This is a genomic window from Streptomyces sp. NPDC059080 (assembly GCF_042739975.1).
Taxonomy (GTDB): domain Bacteria; phylum Actinomycetota; class Actinomycetes; order Streptomycetales; family Streptomycetaceae; genus Streptomyces; species Streptomyces benahoarensis.
Window position 1 is genome coordinate 1 of the sequence record NZ_JBHYGX010000059.1, and the last position, 21,522, is coordinate 21,522.

Genomic DNA, 21,522 nt, shown 5'->3' on the forward strand with positions numbered 1-21,522 from the left:
GACCTCGCGGGCGACGCGGGTGACCTCGTCGGCGAAGGCGGAGAGCTGGTCGACCATGGTGTTGATCGTCGACTTCAGCTCCAGGATCTCGCCCTGCGCGCCCACCACGATCTTCTGGCTCAGATCGCCGTTGGCGACCGCCGTGGTGACCTGCGCGATGCTGCGGACCTGCGACGTCAGGTTGGACGCCATGAAGTTGACGTTGTCGGTGAGGTCCTTCCACACGCCCGATGCGCCCCGTACCTGCGCCCGTCCGCCGAGCTGGCCCTCGGTGCCGACCTCGCGGGCGACGCGGGTGACCTCGTCGGCGAAGGCGGAGAGCTGGTCGACCATGGTGTTGACGGTCAGCTTCAGCTCCAGCAGCTCCCCGGTGGCCTCGACGGTCACCTGCTGCGTCAGGTCGCCGCGCGCCACCGCCGTCGTCACCACCGCGATGTCGCGGACCTGCGCCGTCAGCCGCGCCGCCATCGTGTTGACCGCCTCCGTCACCTGGAGCCAGTCGCCGGAAAGCCCCTGCGGCCTCGCCCGCCCGCCGAGCCGCCCCTCCGTCCCGACCTCCCGCGCGACCCGCGTCAACTCGCCGGTGAACATCGACAGTTCATCGACCATGCGGTTGACGCCGCTGCCCAGGCGGCGCAGGTCGCCGCAGAGCCGGCGGCTGCCGTCGTGCAGGTCGACGCGTTGCGTCAGATCACCGTCCGCCACCGCCTCCAGTACCCGTGACACCTTCGAGACGGGCACGACCAGCGCGTCCAGGACGGTGTTGGCGGCGTCGACGTTCACCGCCCAGTCGCCCTGACCGGGCCCCGGCGCGATCCGCTCGTCGAGCCGGCCCTCCCGGATGATCTCGTGGCGTACGCGTTGCAGCTCGCCCGCCAGGTGCGCGTTACGGGCGACGATCTGGTCGAAGACCCCGGCGACCTCGGCGAGCACCCCGTCCGGCTCACCCGTCACCCGGGCCGAGAAGTCGCCGTCGCACAGCGCCCGCATCGCCGCGAGCAACGGCCACAGCTCCCGCACGGGTATCCCGCCGGGGTACGGGGCGGCCGGTCGCCCGGCGGTATCGGGGGCCGACGGGTGGTGGTGTGTCCCGGAACCCGGCGCCGCGGTCCGGTCGGCCGGACCGGAGCCTGAGGGGGGCGTGGCAGGCCCACGCCGGACCGGGTCGTGTGCCATGGCGCACTCTCCCCAAGCGGTTCGCTGTGCACGGCCCGCCGACCGTCTCCTCACGACCGGCGGACTGTCCAATTAGTCATATATGCCTTAGTTTAAGGGCAGGTAAATCGTTCTGCTCAGGCGTACGCAGGGGGCGCAGTGGGACCGCTGTCCGCGCAGACGTCCGCGTCCGTGTCCCGGAAGGGAATCCCGGCGAACCAGCTCGCGCCCGCCGCCGCCCGTCGCTTCGTCCGCGCCGCGCTCACCGGCCACGCACCCGCGACGGACGCGGTCACCGAGGGCCTCGTCTCTGACGCTGTCCTCCTGACCAGCGAACTCGTCACCAACGCGGTCATGTACGCGGGCACCGACATCGATGTCAGCTGCCGCCTGGAACGCGGCCACCACCGCCCGACCGGCCTCGGTCCCGAGGGCCGCCCGGAGGGCATCGGCGTGGTGATCGAGGTCGTGGACCGCCACCCGTCCCGGAGCCTGCGCGACCCTTCCACCGCCCCCGGCCCGTCCCCCCACGCCGAACCCGGCTACGGCCTCCAGCTGATCCGCGCCCTGTCGGAAGCCTGGGGCGTGACCTACCGGCGGGCCGAGAAGGCCGTCTGGTTCCGCCTGGAAACCCCCGGCCGGGCCCCCGCCGCCGTATCCCGCCCCGGCCTTGCCGGTACGGTCGCGGCGGAGGCGGGGGGCGCGGCCACCGGCGGGGCGGACAGGCCCGACGGGGCGGACGGGGCGGACGGGGCGGACGGGGCGGACGGGGCGGACGGGGCGGACGGGCCCGGCGGGGCGGACGGGGCGGACGGGGCGGACAGGCCCGGCGGGGCGGACGGGGCCGACGGGACCGACTGGGCGGACCTGGGCAGGCCCGCCCTCCTCGCCGAGACCAGCGAACTCCTCGCCGGCCAGCTCGACCAGGACCTCGTCACCGCGCTCGTCGCCCAGCTGCTCGTTCCCCGGCTCGCCGACTGGTGTGGCATCTGGCTGCGGACCGAGTCCTCCGGCACCGCCGGCCTGCACCTCTCCCGCGTCTGGCACGCCGACGAACGCCGCCTGGGACCGCTCCGCGCCGAGCTGGAACGCGAACCCCCGGCGGACGTCGTCACCGCCCCCGGCACCGCCTGGCCCTGGCCGGAGAGCGCCGGCGGCGGCCCGGCGGGCGGCTCCGCGCTCGCCTTCCCCCTCGTCTTCCAGGGGCGGGAACAGGGCATGCTGCTGCTCGGCCGGGCCGGACGGCTGCGGATGACCGATGGCATCGCCCGTACCGTCGACGCCGTTGCCCGCCGCGTCGCCCAGGCCGTCGACACCGCCCGCCAGTACACCCGCCAGCGCGCCATCAGCCGCGCCCTCCAGCGGCGCCAGCTGCCCACCTCCCTCGCCAGCATCACCGGCGTCGACACCGCCGTCGTCTACGAACCGCACGGCGAGGACCTCACCGTCGGCGGCGACTTCTACGACATCTTCCCGCTGGGCGAGCGCCGCTGGTGCTTCCTCCTCGGCGACGTCCAGGGCAAGGACCCCGAGGCCATGTCGGTGACCGGCCTCGCCCGCCACCTCGTGCGGCTCCTCGCCCGCGAGGGCCACGGCGTCGAATCCGTCCTGGAACGCCTCAACGCCGCCATGGCCGAGGAGAGCATGGAGGCCGTTGAAGCCGGCGGCGAACAGGCCCGTCCGCGCTTCCTCAGCCTCCTGTGCGGCGAGGTGACCAGCGAACCGGGCGTCCCAGGCGCCGGCGGGTCCGTCGCCAGCGCCGGCCACCCGCTCCCGCTCCATCTGCGCACCGACGGCAGCGTCGTCCCCGTCTCCGAACCGCAGATGCTCCTCGGTATCGACGAGGGTGCCGAGTTCAGCGCCAGCCCGTTCATCCTCGCCCCCGGCGAGGCGCTGGTCTGCGTCACCGACGGCGTGACCGAACGACGGTGCGGCAGCTGGCAGTTGGACGACAACGACGGCCTCGCCGACATCCTCCGCGACGGCTGGGGCCTGGGCGCCAACGCCCTCGCCGAACACGTCCGCCGCGCCGCCCACGACTTCGGCCCCGGCCCCGTCGAGGACGACCTCTCCGTCCTCGTCCTCCAGGCGGTGCCCCCGGCGGCCCGGGCTCGCGCCGACGGCGGCTGACGCCCTGGGCGCCGCGGGGGCGCCGGACCGTGTGCCGAAGCCGGGTGGGCCCCCCGATCGCCCCCGATGGCGACCCGGTGGAGCCGGTCACGGCCGAGGAGTTCCACTGCGCGTGGGCCGGGTGAACACCGCGGTGGCGCGCCCCGCCCCGGCCGCGCGGGCACCACCGGCGTACGGATACGGCGACGCCACCGCCCCGGGCACGCCCCTACTGCGGCTGGACCGGAAACGAGCCCCCCAGGGCACGCCGGCACGCCTCTTCCAGCGTCCCCTTGAGGTCCTCGTCCGCATCCGCCAGGAACTCCGCGTCCAGTTCCGACACGAGGCTCTGCGCACTGGCGAGCAGCGCGCGACCCTCGTCGGTCAGCTCCAGCCGTGCGCGGTGCCCCTGCCCCTGAAGGTTGCGTTCCACCGCCCCCATCTCCTCCAGCAGGAGAACGGTGGCGCGCATACTCTGACTGGTGACGCCCGCACGGCGGGCAAGATCGCTGTACGACAGGTCGGCGTCGCGCGAGAGGTGTCCGAGCGCGCTGAACAGCCGCACCGACAGGCCGATGCCGACGAGCCGGTCCTCCATCTGCGCCTGCAGACGCCGCCCGGCGGCGATCACCAATATGACGGTCGACGGTGCACCCTCCGGCGCCTTGCTCACCTGAGACTCCCTACCGGGGCGCTACGTTCCGGAACCCCGTGTTCAGTGTCCCAGCCGCCTCTCAGGCCGGCGGCACCACGACACCGAGCCGCTCGGCCGCCCGCTCGGACAGCTCCCGGAGGGCGGCGTGCTTCTCGTCGAAATCCCTGATCGAGGCCCCGGCCAGCTCGGGCCCGGCCAGCTCCGGCGTGCCGACGCCGAACAGGGGCTCCGGGGCGTACTCCCAGGTCAGTTCGGACCGGCGCGCGGCCTCGGTGCCGCGGAGGTCCTGGATCAGCCGCAGCGCGATTTCCAGGCCGCCGGTCGCCGGTCCGGCGGTGATGCGGTTGCGGTCCTCCACGACGCGGTTGGTCGGCACCGGGGTCGCCCCGTAGTACGGCAGCAGGTCGTACGCGTGGAAGTTGGTGGTGGCCCGGTACCCGCGGAGCAGCCCGGCCGCGCCCAGCAGCACGCTGCCCATGCAGACACCCGCGACCCACTTCGCGCGGCCGCCGCGGTCGGCGAGGAACTCCAGCGTCTGGGCGTCCTCGAAGATCTCGGCGGGCACCGCGCCCGCGAGCAGGACGTCGAGGTCGGCCGGGCAGTCCTCGAACGTGGTGGTGGCACGCGTGGGGAAGTGGGGGGTGCCCGTCAGCTCGTCGAGGTCCTTCCAGACGAGATGTACGTTCACCTCCGGCTGGAAGCCCAGAAGCGTGTGGACCCCGATGACATCGGCCGGCAGGTACCCGGGACACACCAGGATCGCGACGTCGAGCTTGCGCAGTTCATCGGTCATGTTCCTTCTTCTCCTCGCCTCGCGGTCTTGCATAACATCTTGCAGTTAGGCTACAAGTTGGCCTGTAAGTTCCCGCTAAGAAGACCGCGGAAGAGCCTTCCGTCAGGAGCTCTCCACGCCGACCACCCCCGCATACGGCCGCACCCGCCTCGCGATCCGCTCGTCCACCTCCCCCATATCGGCCCACCGCGCCAGCCCCGTACGGAGCACCACCCGCGGTACGGCGTCCGCGCGGGCGGCGAAGAGGTACCGGAATCCGACGCGAATCCGGGGCGCGCCGCCCGCCCCACCCCCGGGCGCCACGCCGACATCGACGAGCACCGGCCCTTCCGCCCCCGGCACCGCCCACGCCTCCCGCACCCCACCGAACTCCCGCAACAGCCCGTACGCCGTCCCCCGCAGCGAACCGTCCCCCGGCTCGGGCACCCCCTCCGGAAACGCCCAGCCCCCGCTGTGCCGCAGCAGCAACGCCCGCCCCCGCTCATCGACCAACAGCGCCCCGGCCCGCACCTCGGGACACCGCCCACCGTGCGGACACCGCTCCCGCCGCGCGTGATCCCGCAGGGCGTCGTACAGCGGCATCAACGGGCCCAGTTCTTCGGGGTATTGGCGGAGGTAGTCGGTGAGTTCGCGGGTGAGGGCTCCGGCGTCAACGGTCACGACCATCCTCCTCGGGGAGAGAGACGAGGAGGGCCTGCGACTGGCCCTGGCCGAGCAGCGTCCGGCACGTACGCGCCATGGCCCGCAGGTGCAGCCAGGCGGCGAAGGGGCCCTCACCGGGGCCCGTACGCAGACACTGCCAGTCACGTAGGGCGGTGGCGATGCGGGGCGTGCGGGCTTCCGGCGAGCGCCCTTCCCATGCCTTCGCGAGCCCCGCACAGTGATCGGCGATCCGTGCCGCCAGGTCGGCGATCTCCTCTGGGGGAGGCATCTGCTGGTGGGGGGCCAGGGAGCGGTCGCAGTCGAGGGCGGCCTTAGCGTGGGCTGATTCGTCCAGCGGCGGTGGGGCGTACACGAGTCCCAGTGTGTACAGGCAATGAGACAGTTCCGGCGTCTCGTCGATCATGCGTTTCCTCCCTGTTCCGGGTAGTGCGCTGACTCAACTGCTGGGCATGCTTGGGTCGCTACGAACAACCCGCTTACTGCATAAGACGATTCGCGCAGCGCATCTGAATGCTGCTCCCGGTGCAGATGGCGTGTACCAATGCGTATCGAGGGAGTTGTCATGGTGAATTGGTCGTCACGTGCGATCAGCGAGGCGACGCGTAGGGGCGACTACGGGAAGGTTGTGAGACTCGCACGAGTAGCGGCTCAGTTATCGCAGCGGCGTCTCGGAGAGGCATGCGGTACCAGCCAATCGGCGATTTCGCGTCTGGAGAGCAGGGGTGTGGCGTCGTATGACACGGCGCAGCTGGCCCAAGTGGCCAGTCATCTTCAGATTCCTCCGAATCTCGTCGGCTTGGCCGATCATGCTGCGGTGCCGGTCGCGCTCGGAGACCGGACAGGAACCGATGCGGAGCGGCGGAGTTTTCTCAGCAGAGCGGCTGCGGTGGCTGTGTCCTCCGTCGTGCCTGCCACGTCTGCGCGTCCGATGCAGAGCAATCAGGCGGCTGCATTGCGCACCGCAACGTCAGCATTTCGACGACTGGACGGTTCGACTCCTTCACGGCAGCTCGCAGAAACGGTGCTGGCACACCTGCGAATGACCCAGCGGATTACGCAGGACGCGGAGAACGATCAAGATCGGAGCGACCTCGCAGCTGTGGGGAGTGAGGTGGCGAGCCTAGCCGGGTGGCTTCATTGGGATATCGGAGATCACGGGTCGGCCCGCACGTGGTACGGCGTATCGATCAAGGCCGCGCGCCGCTCTCGCAATCCTCTGCTCGCGGCGTATCAGCTGGGCAGCCTGGCGCAGTTCGAAGCACACGCGGGAAATTCTGCCCAAGGTCTGACTCTTACGCGATCAGCGCGCAAGCAACTCGGGCCCTGTGTTCCAGCGATAGCCGACGCCTGGCTGTTCGGTGTCGAAGCGCTGGCGCATGCTGCCGCCGGTGACGTGGATTCGGCGGACGCAGCTCTGACCGCTTCGGTACGTCACGTACGCCGGATCGAAGACGAGGAAGCGCCACCCTGGCCGTGGGTCTTCTCCTTCACTGAGGCGAAAGTCGCAGCTGTGCGGGTGTCGTGTGGGGCATACCTCGGGCGGCCTCGATGGGTGTTCAGCGCACCGGATACCAGAGGTGCGGCAGCGACGCCGGGCCACGAAAAACAGCGGGCTCTGCTGATGCTCGACATCGCATCAGGGCACATGGCCTCCGGGCGACTAGATGGCGCTTTCACCATGGCAACGCAGGCATTGGAGATTGGACTGCGGTACCAGTCGGGGCGAATTGTCGAGCGAGCGCGCGGCCTGCGCCGCTCATACTCAACCACCACCCCGCCCAAGGTTGTACGTGACTTCGACGACCGGCTGTATGGCGTATTCATGTAACTCAAAATGAAGGAACTCATCATGCGTTTGGGAATCACCGGCCACCGCGGCCTCTCCGCCGACGTCGAGAGGCAAGTCCGGTCCCTGCTCAGTGCGGCGTTGGAGGCATACGACGGCTCCGGCCTGTGCGGCATCTCGTGTATCGCGGACGGCCCCGACGCCTGGTTCGCGGAGGCAGTTCTCGCCCGCGGCGGTCGGCTGGAGGCGGTCGTACCGGCCGAGGACTACCGGGCCGGTCTGCCCGCGTTCCACCACGTCACGTACGACGCGCTGCTCAGTCGGGCGGCCGAGGTGCACCGCACCGGTATGCGGGAGTCGACGGAGCAGGCGCACATGCGCGGCAGCGAGATCCTTGTCGGCCTGTCCGACCGGCTTCTCGCCGTCTGGGACGGACAACCGGCGCGCGGCTACGGTGGCACCGCGGACGTGGTGGCCCATGCCCGCCGTACCGGAGTGCCGGTCGAGGTCGTTTGGCCGGAGGGGGCGACGCGGGATTAGCCCCGAACCCGTACCGAGGCGCGGGCCCCGCGCACACCATGACCCGTCGAGAGGGGAACGCAGAATGACAACCGAAGGCGCACGCATCTTCCGTGAGGCATGGATCGCCGGAGTGCGGCGGCACTTCCCCGGGGAGCCGAAGCCCGGTTACGTCACGCCGTGGGACGGGACGCCGGAGTGGGAGCAGGTGGCCGCGGGGGCGGTGTACGCGCAGGTGCGGCAGTTCCTGGAGGTGAGCGGCGGGCACGCCGCCCGGCTCACGCGGGAGCAGAAGGGCCGGTTCGTCGCGACGTGCTGGACGGCGCAGATGTACCGGCACTTCGAGGATCCGAAGCCCGGATACGTCGCCGATTGGCCCGCATTGCCGGAGTGGCAGCGGGAGACGGACGCGGACGTCTTCGACGCGATTCAGCGGGCCGAGGACGCTTTCTAAGGGTGGGACAGCCCTTGGCTCCCGCTGCGGATCATCGCCATCAGCAGGGCGTGGGTCTCGGCGTCGGCGGCGGCCACGAGTCCCCGGCCCGTTTCGCCGAGCGGGGCGCCGTCCACTCCGGTGACCACGCAGCCGGCGGCCCGGCACAGGGCGATGCCGGCGGCGAAGTGCACGCTCCCGGAGAGGTCGCCGCCGTCGGTGACGTACGCGGCGCGCCTACCGGCGGCGACCCAGGTCAGCGCCAGGGACGTGGACAGGACGCGGGGCCGGAAACGGGCGGCGAACCCGGGGCGGGTCAGCAGGTCCACGGCGCGGAATCCGGGGGCGCTCGGGAACGGCGGTTCCAGGTTGACGTCCACCAGCCGTGTGGCGGGTGTGGGCGCCAGCGGTGTGTCGTCCCCGGCGTTCCGTACCCAGGAGGTCGCACCGTCGGTGAAGAAGACCTCGCCGCTGAACGGGTCGGCCACCGCCGCCGCGCCGTCGCGCAGCGCCACGTTGACCGCGACGGCCATGGTGCCGGAGGCGTAGTTCAGCGTGCCGCACAGGGGATCCACCAGCCACTGGCGCGCGGCATCGGCGGCGCCCTGCTGACCGCCTTCCTCGCCGAGCACCGCGTCGTCGGGCCGGGCGGTACGGAGGATGTCGAGGACGGCTTTCTCGGCCGCCACGTCGGCGGCGGTGGCGAAGTCCCCGTCGCCCTTGTCGATGCGGGTGAGCCGCCGGCCGTACATCGCGCGGACCACGCCCGCACCGGCCTGCGCCCCGGCCACCGCAACGTCGACGTCGTCGGCACGCACACATGAGGTGTTCACGCCCTGCAGGCTATCGAGGCGAAGTCGCCGTCTGTGGGCACTTGTTGGTGATCGCACCCCAGAGCACCGGGATCGAGGCGATCCGCCGCGTCCACGCCGAGCGGAGCGTCATCGACCGCGCCCGCACCGCCGAGCTCAACACGCCGCTATGGCAACGTAGTGGGACGCGGCTCCCGAGCGGAACCCGTCGAAAAATCATCCGGAACTTTCCGGAACTCTTCGCCTTGCCGCGCCCTCTCCCCAGTCGTACGGCCATTCCCCGCCGAAGGAGCTGATCCGGAGGGTGCGTCGCGTCCGTGCGCTGCTGTTGACCGCCTTGCTGCTGGTGACGGGTGTGATGCTGTCGTCCACACCGGCCGCCGCCGTCATCGGCGGGACGGAGAGTACGTACGGCCCGTGGGCGGTGCGGATGCTCGTCGACGGGAAGCCGGAGTGCACCGGTACCGCCGTCGCCCCGGAGTGGATCATCAGCGCCTCGCACTGCTTCTTCGAGCAGGTGCAACCAGGTCCACCAGGGGCAACTGGTCCGCCAGTACGGGTGGGGCGCCACCTGCACCGGGGACGAGAACGCCTGTCAGTCTCCGGTGCTCAAACAGTCGGACCTGCGGGTCGTACGGCCGGACGACCCGCGCTGCGACGGCTTCAGCGCGCCGGGTGGCTCCGACTTCTGCATGGAGAAGGTGGCCGGGCTGCCCGCCGGCGGCGACTCCGGCGGCCCGGTGATGAGCATCGCCCCGAACGGCACCGAAACCCTCCTCGGCGTCTTCGACACCTCCGACCGCGAGCAGATCGCCGGCGCGGGCGAGATCTCCCGCCAGCTGTCCTGGATCCGGTCGGTCACCGGGAAGTAGCGGGCGAGGAGCCGGAGACCCGGGGCCCGCGCTGCTCCGCCGGGCCCAGGGCTGGGCGCGACGCCCTCCCACTCCGGTGCGGCGCGCCACCGGAGGGGAAAGCCCCGCATTGCCCCGCATTCACCGCAGGGGGAAGTCGACCCCGTACGCGTCCCTGGGGCGGGGCCCGTGGATGCGCCGCTCGGTTTCCGTGATGGCGACGTCGTTGATGCTCGCCTCGCGGCGTCGCATGAGGCCGTGGTCGTCGAACTCCCACAGTTCGTTGCCGTAACTGCGCCACCAGCGGCCTTCCGTGTCGTGGCACTCGTACTGGAAGCGGACGGCGATCCGGTTCTCGTGGAACGACCACAGGCTCTTGCGCAGCGCGTAGTCGAGTTCGCGTTCCCACTTCCCGGTCAGGAAGGCGACGATCTCCTCGCGGCCGCTGAGGAACGTGTCCCGGTTCCGCCACTGCGAGTCGGGTGTGTAGGCCAGTGCCACGCGGTGGGGATCGCGGGTGTTCCACGCGTCCTCGGCGGCCTGGACCTTCTGCAGGGCGGTTTCCCGCGTGAACGGCGGACGGGGTGGACGGTCTTCCGGCACGGCGGCCTCCTCGCATCGAGAACGGGTGTTCTCCATTGGTCCGGGTTACAGTAGGGAACGATCGTTCTCGACGTCAAGGAGCCACGGATGCCCGCCCCGATCACCGATGAGCGCAATCGCCTGGACCGCGAGGCGCTGCTCGACGCGGCGGAGGGGCTCTTCTACGGGCGGGGCATCCAGGCGGTCGGCATGGACGAGGTCCGCGCGGCGTCAGGACTGCCGCTGAAGCGGATCTACCGGTTCTTCGCGGCGAAGGAGGATCTGGTGGTGGCGGTGCTCCAACGCCGTGATCAGCGGTGGCGGGGCGAGTTGGCCGCCCATGTGGAGCAGGTCCCCGATCCCCGCGAGCGCGTTCTCGCGCTCTTCGACTGGCTGGCCTCGTGGTTCGCGGAGCCCGGTTTCCGTGGCTGCGCCTGGGTCAACGCACACGGTGAACTCGGCCCGTCGTCCGAGGCAGTGCTGGCCGAAGTCCGGTCGCACAAGCAGGCGTTCCACGACCAGATCGCGGGATGGGTCCACGCCACCGGGCTGCCGGTGACCGAACCGGTCTTCCTCCTCGCCGAAGGCGCCATCGTGACGGCCGGTATCAGCGGCGACCCGACCCCGGCCCGTCACGCCCGAGCAGCCGCCGCGACGCTGCTCGGAGCGGCCTGATCCCCGAGCCGCGGCGGCGCCGTTCCCACGGGCACGCGCGCAGACGGCGCTACCCATGTGTGCCCCGAAGAACACCCCCAAGCACGTGACATACCACCCGGTACGCACCGAGAATCGCACCCAGCGTCACTACTCGCCCGTAACAAGCGCCCGCAGCAGCGCCCGTACCACGCGGAGGCACTCGGTGTTCAGCACGATGCAGGACGTACCGCTCACGGTTTCGCGGATCCTGGAGCACGGTTCGACCGTCCACGGATCGTCGCAGGTCATCACCTGGACCGGCGGTGAGCCGCACCGGCGGACCTTCGCCGAGGTCGGCGCGCGGGCCGCGCGACTCGCCCACGCGCTGCGTGGCATCGGCGTCGAGCGGGAGGACCGTGTCGCCACCCTTCTGTGGAACAACGCCGAGCACCTGGAGGCGTATCTCGCCGTCCCGTCCATGGGCGCGGTACTGCACACCCTCAACCTGCGGCTCGCCCCGGAGCAGTTGACCTGGATCGCCCACCACGCCGAGGACCGCGTCCTGCTCGTCAACGGCAGCCTGCTGCCACTCCTCGCGCCCCTGCTGCCCCAACTGCCGCTCCTGGAGCACCTCATCGTCGCGGGGCCCGGCGACCGTACCGTCCTGGACGGCGCCCGCCCCACCGTCCACGACTACGAGGAATTCCTCACCGGGCACCCGGAGCGCCACGACTGGCCCGAGCTGGACGAACGCGAGGCCGCCATCCTCTGCTACACCTCCGGCACCACCGGCGACCCCAAGGGCGTCCTCTACAGCCACCGCTCCCTCTACCTGCACTGCCTCCAGGTCAACACCACCGAAGCCTTCGCGCTCGGCGCCGACGACCTGGCGCTTCCCGTCGTCCCGATGTTCCACGTCAACGCCTGGGGCATGCCGCACGCCGCCTTCATGGCCGGGGCGTCGCTGCTGATGCCGGACCGGTTCCTCCAGCCCGCGCCGCTCGCCGAGATGATCGCGACGCTGCGGCCCACCATCGGCGCCGCCGTCCCCACCATCTGGCAGGGCCTCCTCGCCGAACTCGACGCCAACCGGCGGGACGTGGCCTGTCTGCGGACCGTCGTCATCGGCGGCTCCGCCTGCCCGCCCGCCCTGATGCGCGGCTTCGAGGAGCGGCACGGCATCCGCGTCGTCCACGCCTGGGGCATGACGGAGACCTCCCCGCTCGGCACCGTCGCCCACCCGCCCGCCGGGGCCACCGGCGACGACGAGTGGCGCTACCGCACCACCCAGGGCCGCTTCCCCGCCTCCGTCGAGGCCCGGCTGATCGGCCCGGACGGCACCCGGCTGCCCTGGGACGGCGCGTCCGCCGGGGAACTGGAGGTCCGCGGCCCGTGGATCGCGGGCGCCTACTACGGCGGCGCGGACGGCGCCCCGCAGCGCCCCGAGGACAAGTTCAGCCCCGACGGCTGGCTGCGCACCGGCGACGTCGGCACCATCACCCGCGACGGCTACCTCACCCTCACCGACCGCGCCAAGGACGTCATCAAGTCCGGCGGCGAATGGATCTCCTCCCTGGAGCTGGAGAACCACCTCATGGCCCACCCGGACGTCGCGGAAGCCGCGGTGATCGCCGTCCCGGACGACAGGTGGGGCGAACGGCCGCTCGCCACCGTCGTCCTCATCGACTCCGCCACGACCGGCCACGACGCGCTGAAGGCGTTCCTCGCCGACCGCATCGCCCGCTGGCAGCTGCCCGAGCGCTGGGCGCGGATCGCGTCCGTCCCGAAGACGAGCGTCGGCAAGTTCGACAAGAAGGTGCTGCGCCAGCGGTACGCGGACGGCGAGCTGGACGTCACCCACCTGGGGTGAGCCGCACACCGACGCGCCGGAGCCCCCGTAGGGACATCACCTACGGGGGCTCCGCCGCCGAGCGGGCGTGCGCTCAGTTCGTCCCGATCTTCGCCAGCAGATCGACGATCCGGGCCTGCACCTCGGCGCTGGTCGAGCGCTCCGCGAGGAACAGCACCGTCTCGCCGTCCGCGAGGCGCGGCAGCTGCGCCGGGTCGAGGCCGGCGGAGGTGTAGACGACCAGCGGGGTGTGGTCCAGCAGACCGTTCGCGCGCAGCCAGTCGACGATCCCGGCGCGGCGGCGACGCACCTGCATCAGGTCCATCACCACCAGGTTCGGCCGCACCTGATGCGCGACCGCGACCGCGTCGCTGTCCGTCCCGGCCCGCGCCACCTGCATCCCGCGCCGCTCCAGCGACGCGGTCAACGCCCCGGCGACGACGTCGTTCTGCTCGATCAGCAGCACCCGCGGCGGATGCTGCTCGCTGTCCCGCGGCGCCAGCGCCTTCAGCAGCACCGCCGGGTCCGCGCCGTACGCGGCCTCCCGCGTCGCCTGCCCCAGACCGGCCGTGACCAGCACCGGAACCTCCGCCGCGCCCGCCGCCTGGCGCAGCGACTGAAGCGCGGTACGGGTGATCGGCCCGGTCAGCGGATCGACGAAGAGCGCGGCCGGATACGCCGCGATCTGCGCGTCGACCTCCTCGCGGGAGTTGACGATCACCGGACGGTAGCCGCGGTCGCTGAGCGCCTGCTGCGTGGAGACATCCGGCGCCGGCCACACCAGCAGCCGCCGCGGATTGTCCAGCGGCTCCGGCGGCAACTCGTCGTCCATCGGCGGCTGCTGCGGACCCAGCACCTCCACGGCGCCGTTCGGCCCGTCCAGCGGCTCCGGTCCCTCGCTGCCCTCGTCCGGCGCGGAGACCGCGAACGCCCGGCCCTCGCTCGCGTCCAGCAGATGCGGCTGCGCGCCCTGCCCGGACAGCGCCGACGCCTGCCGACGCCCGGCGCCCGCCTCCCCGCGCGCGCCCTCCTGCGGCGCGGCGAGCCTACGACGACGACCCGACCCGGCGGCCGGGGTACCGGCGGGCGGCGTGCCCCCGGCGGCGGTCCCCTGCGCTGCCTGCGGATCGACGAGCTGCTGCGCGAACGGCACACCCTGCCCCAGCGTGCGGACGCTGAACTCCCGGCCGTGCGACTGCTCGGGCCCCGGCCCGCCGTCCTCCTCCGGCCGCTGCTCCGCCTCCGTCTCGGCAGGACTGGGCCGCCCCCGCCGCCGCCCGGTCGGCGCGGGCGCCTCCCCCTCGGCCGCAACGGCCCCGGGCGCACTGCCGTGCGCGGCCCGCGTCGCCTCGGCGGGCGGCACCGGCGCACCCTGCGGCGGTACGGGCTGACCCGGAGTCTGCGGCATCGACGCACCCTGCCGGGGTACGGGCTGACCCGCCCCCTGGGACGGCATCGGCTGACCGGCGCCCTGCGGGGGGACGGGCTGCCCCGAGCCCTGGGGCATCGGCGCGGCCTGCGGCGGTACGGACTGGCCCGGCCCCTGCGACGGCACCGGCTGCCCCGCACCCTGCGGCGGTACGGGCCCGCCGACGTGGGCCGGGCGCTGCTGCGGCACATCCGGGCGGGCCTGCTGCGGCCCGTACTCCTCGGGACGCCCGTGCTGGCCGTGCTGGCCGTGCTGGCCCTGGCGCCCCGGCTGCTGCCCCTGCTGCGGAGCCTGCCGGCCCGGGGCGCCCGGCCCCGACTGCGGGCCCGACTGCCGGCCCGGCTGCGGGCCCGGGGATCCCTGCTGCTGCGCGCCCGGCGCCGCACCGGCGCCCTCCGCGTCCTCGTCGCTGGACTGCGCCACCAGTCCCTCGGGGCCCGCCACGAACATCCCGGACGCCTCGGAATCCGCCATCGCGGCCGCCGCCCGCTCCTCGGCCGCGGCCCGCCGTGCCCGCCGCCGACCGGTCGGCTCGTCCTGCCACTCGCCCTGCGGCACCCCGGGGTTGACCGCGGGCTCCAGCCCGGGCGGACCCGCCGGAGCCCCGGCGGGCTGCGCCGGACCGTTCGCCACCGGGCGCCGCGCCCGGCGCCGCCCGGTCCCCTCGACCTGCGCGGGTGACTGCCCGGCGACCGCGGGCAACGCCGGAAGCGCCGACCCCGAAGACGCGGCGGACGCCGTGCCCGGCACCTGATCGGCCGCCGCCGGAGGCAGCGCGAACGGCGACCGCGCGCCGCCCGCCGCGTCCGCCCGGCCCGGCCTCTGCTGACCGGCGCGCTCCGGCGCCTCCGCCAGCGCCCGGCGCGCCCGCCGTCCGTCGGCCTGCTGCGCGATCCCGTGTGGCGGCACCTGCTGCGCCTGCGCCGGATGCCCGACCGGCGTCAGCTGCGCCGCGCCCGTGCCCGAACCACCGGGCAACGCCGGAAGCGCGCCCGCCGCACCGTCCGACTGCGGCGCCCGCCGCCGCCCGTAACCGTCGCCCTCGGGCGCACCGTCGCCACCGGGACGCCCGGCCCTGGTCCCACCGGACCCGCCGTCCGTCGCATCGCCGTCCTGCCGCGCCCGCCGATGACCGCCCGCGCCGTCACCGACCGCGCGCCCGGCGCCGTCCGACCTGCCGGACTCACCCGAACTGTCCGTACCGGGTTGCTCCGTCCCGCGCGCCCGCTGCGCCGGGAACGGCATCACCGTCGTCCCCTCGCCCTGCGCCTCCCGCGCCCGGCCGCCGCCCGCGGGCACCGTGCCGTCCGCCGACACCGGCAACTCCAGCACCCACGCGCTGCCGCCCGCGCTCTGGCCGCCCGGCACCTTGTGCGTCTGCATCAGCCCGCCGTGCTGCCGCACGATGCCCCGCGCGATCGGAGCGTGCACCGGGTCGCCGCCGCGGTACGGGCCGCGCACCTCGATGCGGACGACATCGCCGCGCCGCGCCGCGGCCACCACGATCGTCGAGTCCTGGGTCACCGGGCCGCGGCCTCCCGCGCGCTGACCCGCCGCCGCGTCCGCGGCCGGCATCCGGCCCGTCGAGTCGACGCCCGCCACGTCCGCAATCAGATGCGACAGCGCCTGCGCCACCCGCTCCGCGTCGACCATCGCCTCGATCGGCGGCGCGTGCACCGCGAACTGCGCCCGGCCCGGCCCGATCAGATCGATCGCGCCCTCCACACCGGCCGCCACCACACCGTCCAGCGACACCTTCTCGCGCCGCAGCTTCTCCGCCCCGGCGTCCAGCCGCTGATAGCTGAGAACGTTGTCGACCAGCGTCGTCATCCGCGCGTGCCCGGCCGCGAGGTGGTGCAGGATCTGGTTGGCCTCCGGCCACAGCTGCCCCGCCGGGTCGGACGCCAGCGTCCGCAGCTCCCCGGTCAGCTCCTCCAGCGGCCCGCGCAGCGCCTGCTCCAGCACCGCCAGCAGCTGCGTGTGGCGCGCCGCCAGCGCGTCGTACGGCCGCCGGTCGGTGAACGTCATCACCGCGCCGACCAGCTGATCACCGTCGCGCACCGGAGCTGTCGTCAGATCGACGGAGACCGACCGGCCGTCCTTCGCCCACAGCGCCTGCCCGCGCACCCGGTGCTTGCGCCCGGACCGCAACGTGTCCGCCAGCGGCGTCTCCTCCCACGGCAACGGCGAACCGTCCGCCCGGGAGTGATGCATCAGCGGATGCAGCTCCTTGCCGCCCAGCTCGCTCGCCCGGTAGCCGAGGATCTGCGCCGCCGACGGGTTGACGAGGACGACCTTGCCGTCCGCGTCGACCCCCACGACCCCCTCGGCCGCGGCCCGCAGAATCATCTCCGTCTGCCGCTGCTGACGCGCCAGCTCCGTCTCGGTGTCCAGCGTCCCCGTCAGGTCCCGCACCACCAGCATCAGCAGTTCGTTGCCGGTGTAGCCGTTGCGATGATCCGCGTACGCCGCCTCGAAGGCCGACTCGTACGGGGTACGGCCGTCCTCCAGATTGGCGCTGGTCACCTCGACGAGCAGCTCGGTGCCGTCGGTACGGCGCGCCACCATCCGCGTCGGCTTCGTCCGCCCGCCCTCGGCATCGGCGCTGTGCCGCCGCATGGAGCCGGGGATGCGCTTCGAGTCGAACGACGGCAGGAGGTCGAGGAGCCCACGCCCCACCAGGGCGGTACCGGGCGCCTCGAACGTCTCCAGGGCGATGGTGTTGGCGTTGACGACCGTGCCGTTGCAGTTGACGAGCAACAAGGCGTCAGGAAGAGCGTCCAGTATGGCTGCGAGGCGAGCAGCGCCTCGGGATGGCCTGCTGCTCACGACGACGCTTCCTCCCTGTTACCGCACAGTGCCGGCCCGGCTGGGCGGGCCGCTGGAAGGGAGTCTACGGGCAGTTGCCGTGGACTCCGAGGCGGACGAGGGGCAGGTGGTGCCCCGGCCGGGTGCGACTCACCGCACGCCCGACATGTGCCCCGCGTCCTGACCTGCCCACCCACTCCGCCACGAAATGGCTCGGGCATCGCGTCATGAACCGGTCGTCGGGAGCAGCGGCTCGAACCGGTCCCAGCGGGCGATCTCACAGCCGTTGGTCCGCCGGAACTCGGCATCCACCGGCCGCCCGGCCCAGGAGCCGGAGACCCGCGCGGTGATCGGACCGCCGTACATCATCGTGCACTTCGCGGCCTGCGGAACCGCCGCGAACGTGTCCTGCCCCCACCGCGTCATCCGGTCCAGCCGGTCGCACGCCCCCGCCGCGTCGAAGTGGTTCCCGCCGTCGGGGTGGCAGAACAGCTCGTACCGCCCGTCGACCCCCGCCGCCCCGGACCGCGTCACCGTCACCGTCAGATGATCCGCGGGCCGCAGCGGCCCGGCCCCGCTCTCGTCATCCATGCGCGCGTCGGGCCCCGGCAGCCCGGGGACGCCCCGGTGGTGACGGTGCCCGGTGGGCGGCCGCAGGCCCGTACGGTCGAGGACCCCGGCCGGCCCGGTGGGGTTCGGCGCCGCGGCGCGCTCCCCGGGCAGCGGCAGCGGGATCGGCGCACCCGAGGCGGCGGGCGCGGCCAGCGCCAGCGCGGCTGCGGCGGCCACCACCGGGGCGACGACGGTCAGCAGGGACTTCCTCAGATACGGCATCACGGCTCCAGAGGAGAGAGCGGAACGGGCACGCGGCACGCACCCACCGGGGCGCCCCACGGCCACGCCGCACCGGGCCCCACTCCTCTAACGCGCCTCCCGCCCCGACGTTTCGCTGCAGGAACGTCTTTGCCGGAGGGCCCGCCCGCCGAGTACCGTAGGGGGCGATTGGTGACAGCCCGCAGAGCTGTGCCATCATCTGGACACGCCACGGCGCTCACGCGCTGGTGTGTGGAGGCGTCGCCTAGTCCGGTCTATGGCGCCGCACTGCTAATGCGGTTTGGGGCTTACCCCCCATCGAGGGTTCAAATCCCTCCGCCTCCGCGTTCCGGCCTCCGGGCCCCTTCTCCTAGCGAGAGGGGGCCCGGAGGCGTTTTGCGTACCGGGAGCCGGGAGCCGGGAGCCGGGAGCCGGGAGCCGGGAGCCGGGAGCCGGGGGCTTCCGCCGGTGGGGGCCGGTGTGTGAGGTACCCCCGCGGGGCTGAGCTTCGGGGCGGGGCCCCGGGGCGCGGGGTGCTGGCGCTTGCCGGCCGAGCTCGGGGCGCCGGTGTTCGGTGGCCGGCCGAGCTCGGGGCGCCGATCTTCGCCACCACTCCGGGCCCACCCGACGCCCCGGGCGGCGCCCTGAGCCCCCGAAGTGCCATCGATGCCCCTCGGTCCCCATGGACCCCCGTCGATCCCCGTCGATCCGCATCGATCCCCATCGATCCCCATCGATCTTCATCGTTCTCACGGGGAAGCCGCCGGGGCCGAGCCCCTCCGAAAATCGCCCCCAGGGGCGTTTCTGCAGGTCAGAGGGTGTGTGGGCAATGGATTTCGTGTCACGGCGCGGTTCATGTAATGTTGTCCACGCAACGCCGACCGGCAAGAAAAACCGCCGGAAAGCCAAGCGCTCGTAGCTTAACGGATAGAGCATCTGACTACGGATCAGAAGGTTGCAGGTTCGAATCCTGCCGAGCGCACAGTAGGCCGGTGGCCCCGTCGAGAAATCGACGGGGCCTCCGGTGTTTGGTTGGACGGCAGTATTCGACGGCAACCGCTTTGAACGACTGGTGCGGGACGGCCGGACGGCTACCAGCGCGTCGGTCGCGTCGGTCGCGCCATCGTCATCGTCCGGCCGGTTGCCGTCACCCTTCAGTGCGTCCCCGGCCCGGTCGAAAGCGGAGCGCTGGGAGTCGAGCCGGGACGAACGTATAGATGTCCATAGCCATGCGGATCGAGCTGTGGCCCAGGACTTCCGTGATCATGCGAGCGTCGGTGCGCTGTTCGTGGAGCAGGGAAGCGCACGTGTGGTGCAGGTCATGGAAGCGGACTTTGCGGATTCCGGTGCGGACGCACCGCGTCTCGAAGGACCGATTGAGGTTGCGCGACTCGATGGGGGCCCGTTCTTCGTGGTGAAGAACAGGCCGTGCCCCGTTCCCTTCCAGGTGTCGCCGGCTGCCTTCTCGTCGGCGATCTGCTGGGCACGCTGGGCGCGGAGTGCCGTCACACATTCGGTCGGCAACCATTCGGTCGGCAACGCCACGCGACGGGCTGAGCGCTGCGTCTTCGGCGCGACGATCAGCAGTTCCCCGCCGACCCGCTGAAGGGCCTGCCGGACGGTGACGACGCCTTCGTGAAGATCCACGTCCGACCAGCGCAGCCCCAGCAGCTCACCACGCCGCAGGCCGATGCGGACCGCCAGTTCTTACGCGGCCCGCAGCCGGTTGTCCTGGGCCGCCGCCAGGAGCTGGCGCCCCTACTTGTCCGGTCGGAGGGGAGCTTCTTGCCGCACGTGCCGAGGGCGCAGCAGCGCCGCTTGTGCTCCGGCCGCTTCTTGTCCTTGCCCTGTGCGCAGCGCAGCACTGGCAGGTGACCGCTGTCTTGGCGAGGAAGGCGCGGATGTCGCGGGCGGCGAGCCGGGACAGCTTCTCCCTGGGCCATCCTTGCGTTGCGGGCCGATCTGGGGTTCACGCAACGAGAAAGCTTACGCGGGCCCTCAGGTCAACGTCCCATTCAATCTCGCCTCGGACATCCACGCTCTCGACACCATCACCGAGAGGCACAACGTTGTACACCTTCATGAGCGCTTGGCCGTCAAATGGCGTGCCATTGCTGTCAGTTTCACACGGGGACGCCATCACCACACTATTAGCGTTCACGCCCGGGATGAAAAAACGCAAGGCGAAAAGTCCGTGAGTGTGGATCGGCGCAGAGAAGGCTCCTACTGCTGCCCCAGTCGCTGGTGTCACTCGAATTGGCTCGTTCACTGACATCCTCCTTCCCAATCTGAGAGACGAGAAAGTGTGCACGCTCGGGATCCACGTCGCCCCGGGGGCCTGCCGAGTATTGCTTCCCCTGCTCCGCTGGAAAGCATGCTTCATTTCACTCATGCGGGTGTGAGCTGTCGTCAGCTGCTCGGCCGGGGGTGCGGGAGCGACGGCCCGAACGATGCCGCTATCCCGGCAGATGACGGCAACCCCTGACGGCAACGGCGCCACACAGGGGCTGACGGCCTGCTCGGTCAGGTGCCGGAGCCGGACGGACGAGGCTTGCGTCAGTTGCGCGGCATCAAAGGGCGGGAACGATGCGCAGCTCGGCTGGTGAATCCGAAATGCGGCACAACGAGGGCTATGCGAACGTGCTTGGGGGGATGCAGACCGGACCGATCTTCTCCCTACTAGGAGACATTCATGTCCACTCCCAGCGCGCCACCTCCTCAGGGCTACTACCCGCCGCAGCCCCCGCAGGGCTATCCGCAGCAGCCCCCGCAGGGCTACTACCCGCCGCCTCCGCAGGGGTACTACCCGCAGCAGCCCCCGCAGGGCTACTACCCGCCGCAGCCCCAGCCCGGGTACTACCCGTACCCGCCGCAGGGCTACTACCCGCCGCAGCCTCCGCCCGCGGACGGCGGGGAACAGACGAAGGTGCTCCCGCAGCTCACTGCCGAAGATGTCTCGGGCGCCGTGGTCGGGGCGAAGGCCACCTTCAGGGCAACTCTTCTCGACCCCGACGGTCAGCCGATCCAAGGCGCCATGGTCACCTTCAAGATGACCGGCGGCAAGGTGATCGGGAGCGCGGCGACGGGCTCCGACGGGGTCGCCACCCTCAACAGCGGAAGCCACATGACCGATCCCCTTGGCGTGTGGGGGCCGGCTCTCGCCGGGGGGTACGAGGCGCACTTCGCGGGTAACAAGAAGTTCCAGCCCGCCACGGCCAGCGCCTCGATCACGCCTGCTCTCTTCGCCCGTTGATGCCTGGTTGACGCAGGCTGCGTGACCTCCGTTCGGAACCGGGGGGGGGGGGGGGCGGGGGCGGGGCCGCCCCCCCCATAGCGCACAGCAGGCCACAGGCCCCGTCGAGGAATCGACGGGGCCTGTGGCCCTGGGGGCGGAGGGGGCGCGGGGGCTCGGGTGGCGTGGTGGGGAAGGGATTAGGCATTGGGGCGGAGTTCGCGTAGAGTTCTGTTTACCGACGCGGGGTGGAGCAGCTCGGTAGCTCGCTGGGCTCATAACCCAGAGGTCGCAGGTTCAAATCCTGTCCCCGCTACTGACGCCGTAGGCCCGGTGGATTCGTCCACCGGGCCTACGGCTTTTTGCGTGGGCAATGCGCCCGCGACGGGAGACGCGC

The 21,522-nt window shown here is 72.1% G+C and carries 18 protein-coding genes, 3 tRNA genes and 1 pseudogene; 11 read left to right on the forward strand and 11 right to left on the reverse strand.

Annotated features, from left to right (window positions below):
* Positions 1-990: HAMP domain-containing protein (locus tag ACFWWQ_RS28080; RefSeq protein WP_384601898.1), on the reverse strand; the 990-nt coding region annotated here is incomplete at its 3' end.
* A 357-nt stretch (positions 991-1,347) separates the two neighbouring features.
* On the opposite strand from ACFWWQ_RS28080, the gene ACFWWQ_RS28085 reads away from it, so the two are divergent.
* Positions 1,348-3,285, forward strand: a complete 1,938-nt coding sequence (locus ACFWWQ_RS28085) for a SpoIIE family protein phosphatase (protein ID WP_384601837.1) — start codon at positions 1,348-1,350, stop codon at positions 3,283-3,285.
* A gap of 208 nt (positions 3,286-3,493) precedes the next feature.
* Here ACFWWQ_RS28085 and ACFWWQ_RS28090 read toward each other — a convergent pair whose 3' ends face one another.
* The 4 genes from ACFWWQ_RS28090 to ACFWWQ_RS28105 form a co-directional block, all read right to left on the reverse strand.
* Positions 3,494-3,937: a MarR family winged helix-turn-helix transcriptional regulator gene (locus ACFWWQ_RS28090; protein WP_384601840.1), complete on the reverse strand. Its 444-nt coding sequence runs from the start codon at positions 3,935-3,937 to the stop codon at positions 3,494-3,496.
* Between the two features lie 61 nt (positions 3,938-3,998).
* Entirely contained in the window at positions 3,999-4,712 is a 714-nt protein-coding gene (locus tag ACFWWQ_RS28095) for a DJ-1/PfpI family protein (protein ID WP_384601843.1), read from the reverse strand.
* A gap of 102 nt (positions 4,713-4,814) precedes the next feature.
* Positions 4,815-5,372 carry an NUDIX domain-containing protein gene (locus tag ACFWWQ_RS28100; protein ID WP_384601845.1) on the reverse strand — a complete coding sequence of 186 codons (558 nt, stop codon included), beginning with the start codon at positions 5,370-5,372 and terminating at the stop codon, positions 4,815-4,817.
* Positions 5,362-5,778, reverse strand: coding sequence for a DUF6415 family natural product biosynthesis protein (locus ACFWWQ_RS28105; protein WP_384601848.1), 417 nt, complete (start codon positions 5,776-5,778; stop codon positions 5,362-5,364). Before ACFWWQ_RS28105 ends, ACFWWQ_RS28100 begins: the two co-directional genes overlap by 11 nt.
* A gap of 159 nt (positions 5,779-5,937) precedes the next feature.
* Between ACFWWQ_RS28105 and ACFWWQ_RS28110 the strand changes: the two genes are divergently transcribed.
* The 3 genes from ACFWWQ_RS28110 (at position 5,938) to ACFWWQ_RS28120 (ending at position 8,134) form a co-directional block, all read left to right on the forward strand.
* Positions 5,938-7,203 (forward strand): helix-turn-helix domain-containing protein, encoded by a 1,266-nt coding sequence (locus ACFWWQ_RS28110; protein ID WP_384601901.1) that lies wholly within the window; start codon positions 5,938-5,940, stop codon positions 7,201-7,203.
* Positions 7,204-7,224: 21 nt separating this feature from the next.
* On the forward strand, positions 7,225-7,701 hold the full coding sequence (locus ACFWWQ_RS28115) for a hypothetical protein (protein ID WP_384601851.1): 477 nt from the start codon (positions 7,225-7,227) through the stop codon (positions 7,699-7,701).
* 64 nt (positions 7,702-7,765) lie between these two features.
* Entirely contained in the window at positions 7,766-8,134 is a 369-nt protein-coding gene (locus tag ACFWWQ_RS28120) for a hypothetical protein (RefSeq protein ID WP_384601854.1), read from the forward strand.
* Here ACFWWQ_RS28120 and ACFWWQ_RS28125 read toward each other — a convergent pair.
* Positions 8,131-8,946 carry an inositol monophosphatase family protein gene (locus ACFWWQ_RS28125; protein WP_384601857.1) on the reverse strand — a complete coding sequence of 272 codons (816 nt, stop codon included), beginning with the start codon at positions 8,944-8,946 and terminating at the stop codon, positions 8,131-8,133. The genes ACFWWQ_RS28120 and ACFWWQ_RS28125 overlap by 4 nt on opposite strands.
* Before the next feature lie 195 nt (positions 8,947-9,141).
* A complete protein-coding gene (locus tag ACFWWQ_RS28130; protein WP_384601906.1) occupies positions 9,142-9,414 on the reverse strand; it encodes a hypothetical protein in 273 nt (90 codons plus the stop codon).
* On the opposite strand from ACFWWQ_RS28130, the pseudogene ACFWWQ_RS28135 reads away from it, so the two are divergent.
* A pseudogene (locus tag ACFWWQ_RS28135) lies at positions 9,314-9,797 on the forward strand (trypsin-like serine protease). The gene ACFWWQ_RS28130 and the pseudogene ACFWWQ_RS28135 overlap by 101 nt on opposite strands.
* 120 nt (positions 9,798-9,917) lie before the next feature.
* On the opposite strand, the gene ACFWWQ_RS28140 reads toward ACFWWQ_RS28135, so the two are convergent.
* On the reverse strand, positions 9,918-10,379 hold the full coding sequence (locus tag ACFWWQ_RS28140) for a nuclear transport factor 2 family protein (protein WP_384601859.1): 462 nt from the start codon (positions 10,377-10,379) through the stop codon (positions 9,918-9,920).
* Positions 10,380-10,466: 87 nt separating this feature from the next.
* On the opposite strand from ACFWWQ_RS28140, the gene ACFWWQ_RS28145 reads away from it, so the two are divergent.
* Positions 10,467-11,033: a TetR/AcrR family transcriptional regulator gene (locus tag ACFWWQ_RS28145; RefSeq protein ID WP_384601862.1), complete on the forward strand. Its 567-nt coding sequence runs from the start codon at positions 10,467-10,469 to the stop codon at positions 11,031-11,033.
* 184 nt (positions 11,034-11,217) lie between these two features.
* Positions 11,218-12,864: a long-chain fatty acid--CoA ligase gene (locus ACFWWQ_RS28150; protein ID WP_384601865.1), complete on the forward strand. Its 1,647-nt coding sequence runs from the start codon at positions 11,218-11,220 to the stop codon at positions 12,862-12,864.
* Between the two features lie 73 nt (positions 12,865-12,937).
* Here ACFWWQ_RS28150 and ACFWWQ_RS28155 read toward each other — a convergent pair whose 3' ends face one another.
* Together ACFWWQ_RS28155 and ACFWWQ_RS28160 are read right to left on the reverse strand one after the other, a co-directional pair.
* The gene (locus ACFWWQ_RS28155) at positions 12,938-17,101 is read right to left on the reverse strand and encodes a PAS domain-containing protein (RefSeq protein ID WP_384601868.1); all 4,164 of its coding nucleotides are present in this window, start codon (positions 17,099-17,101) and stop codon (positions 12,938-12,940) included.
* Positions 17,102-17,305: 204 nt separating this feature from the next.
* The gene (locus ACFWWQ_RS28160) at positions 17,306-17,914 is read right to left on the reverse strand and encodes an SSI family serine proteinase inhibitor (protein WP_384601871.1); all 609 of its coding nucleotides are present in this window, start codon (positions 17,912-17,914) and stop codon (positions 17,306-17,308) included.
* Positions 17,915-18,147: 233 nt separating this feature from the next.
* On the opposite strand from ACFWWQ_RS28160, the gene ACFWWQ_RS28165 reads away from it, so the two are divergent.
* A tRNA-Ser gene (locus ACFWWQ_RS28165) sits at positions 18,148-18,238 on the forward strand.
* A 564-nt stretch (positions 18,239-18,802) separates the two neighbouring features.
* Positions 18,803-18,875 (forward strand) — tRNA-Arg (locus ACFWWQ_RS28170).
* A 165-nt stretch (positions 18,876-19,040) separates the two neighbouring features.
* On the opposite strand, the gene ACFWWQ_RS28175 is transcribed toward ACFWWQ_RS28170, so the two are convergent.
* Positions 19,041-19,421: a tyrosine-type recombinase/integrase gene (locus ACFWWQ_RS28175; protein ID WP_384601874.1), complete on the reverse strand. Its 381-nt coding sequence runs from the start codon at positions 19,419-19,421 to the stop codon at positions 19,041-19,043.
* A gap of 1,164 nt (positions 19,422-20,585) precedes the next feature.
* Between ACFWWQ_RS28175 and ACFWWQ_RS28180 the strand changes: the two genes are divergently transcribed.
* The gene (locus tag ACFWWQ_RS28180) at positions 20,586-21,146 is read left to right on the forward strand and encodes an Ig-like domain-containing protein (RefSeq protein ID WP_384601877.1); all 561 of its coding nucleotides are present in this window, start codon (positions 20,586-20,588) and stop codon (positions 21,144-21,146) included.
* A 221-nt stretch (positions 21,147-21,367) separates the two neighbouring features.
* A tRNA-Met gene (locus ACFWWQ_RS28185) sits at positions 21,368-21,441 on the forward strand.
* Positions 21,442-21,522: the final 81 nt, after the last annotated feature.

Excerpts from the sequence above, each read along its gene's own strand:
- ACFWWQ_RS28175 (WP_384601874.1), bottom strand. The coding sequence starts at position 19,421 with ATGGTTGCCGACCGAATGTGTGACGGCACTCCGCGCCCAGCGTGCCCA.
- ACFWWQ_RS28180 (WP_384601877.1), top strand. The coding sequence starts at position 20,586 with ATGTCCACTCCCAGCGCGCCACCTCCTCAGGGCTACTACCCGCCGCAG.
- ACFWWQ_RS28130 (WP_384601906.1), bottom strand. The coding sequence starts at position 9,414 with ATGATCCACTCCGGGGCGACGGCGGTACCGGTGCACTCCGGCTTCCCG.
- ACFWWQ_RS28160 (WP_384601871.1), bottom strand. The coding sequence starts at position 17,914 with ATGCCGTATCTGAGGAAGTCCCTGCTGACCGTCGTCGCCCCGGTGGTG.
- ACFWWQ_RS28105 (WP_384601848.1), bottom strand. The coding sequence starts at position 5,778 with ATGATCGACGAGACGCCGGAACTGTCTCATTGCCTGTACACACTGGGA.
- ACFWWQ_RS28115 (WP_384601851.1), top strand. The coding sequence starts at position 7,225 with ATGCGTTTGGGAATCACCGGCCACCGCGGCCTCTCCGCCGACGTCGAG.
- ACFWWQ_RS28120 (WP_384601854.1), top strand. The coding sequence starts at position 7,766 with ATGACAACCGAAGGCGCACGCATCTTCCGTGAGGCATGGATCGCCGGA.
- ACFWWQ_RS28145 (WP_384601862.1), top strand. The coding sequence starts at position 10,467 with ATGCCCGCCCCGATCACCGATGAGCGCAATCGCCTGGACCGCGAGGCG.
- ACFWWQ_RS28110 (WP_384601901.1), top strand. The coding sequence starts at position 5,938 with ATGGTGAATTGGTCGTCACGTGCGATCAGCGAGGCGACGCGTAGGGGC.
- ACFWWQ_RS28095 (WP_384601843.1), bottom strand. The coding sequence starts at position 4,712 with ATGACCGATGAACTGCGCAAGCTCGACGTCGCGATCCTGGTGTGTCCC.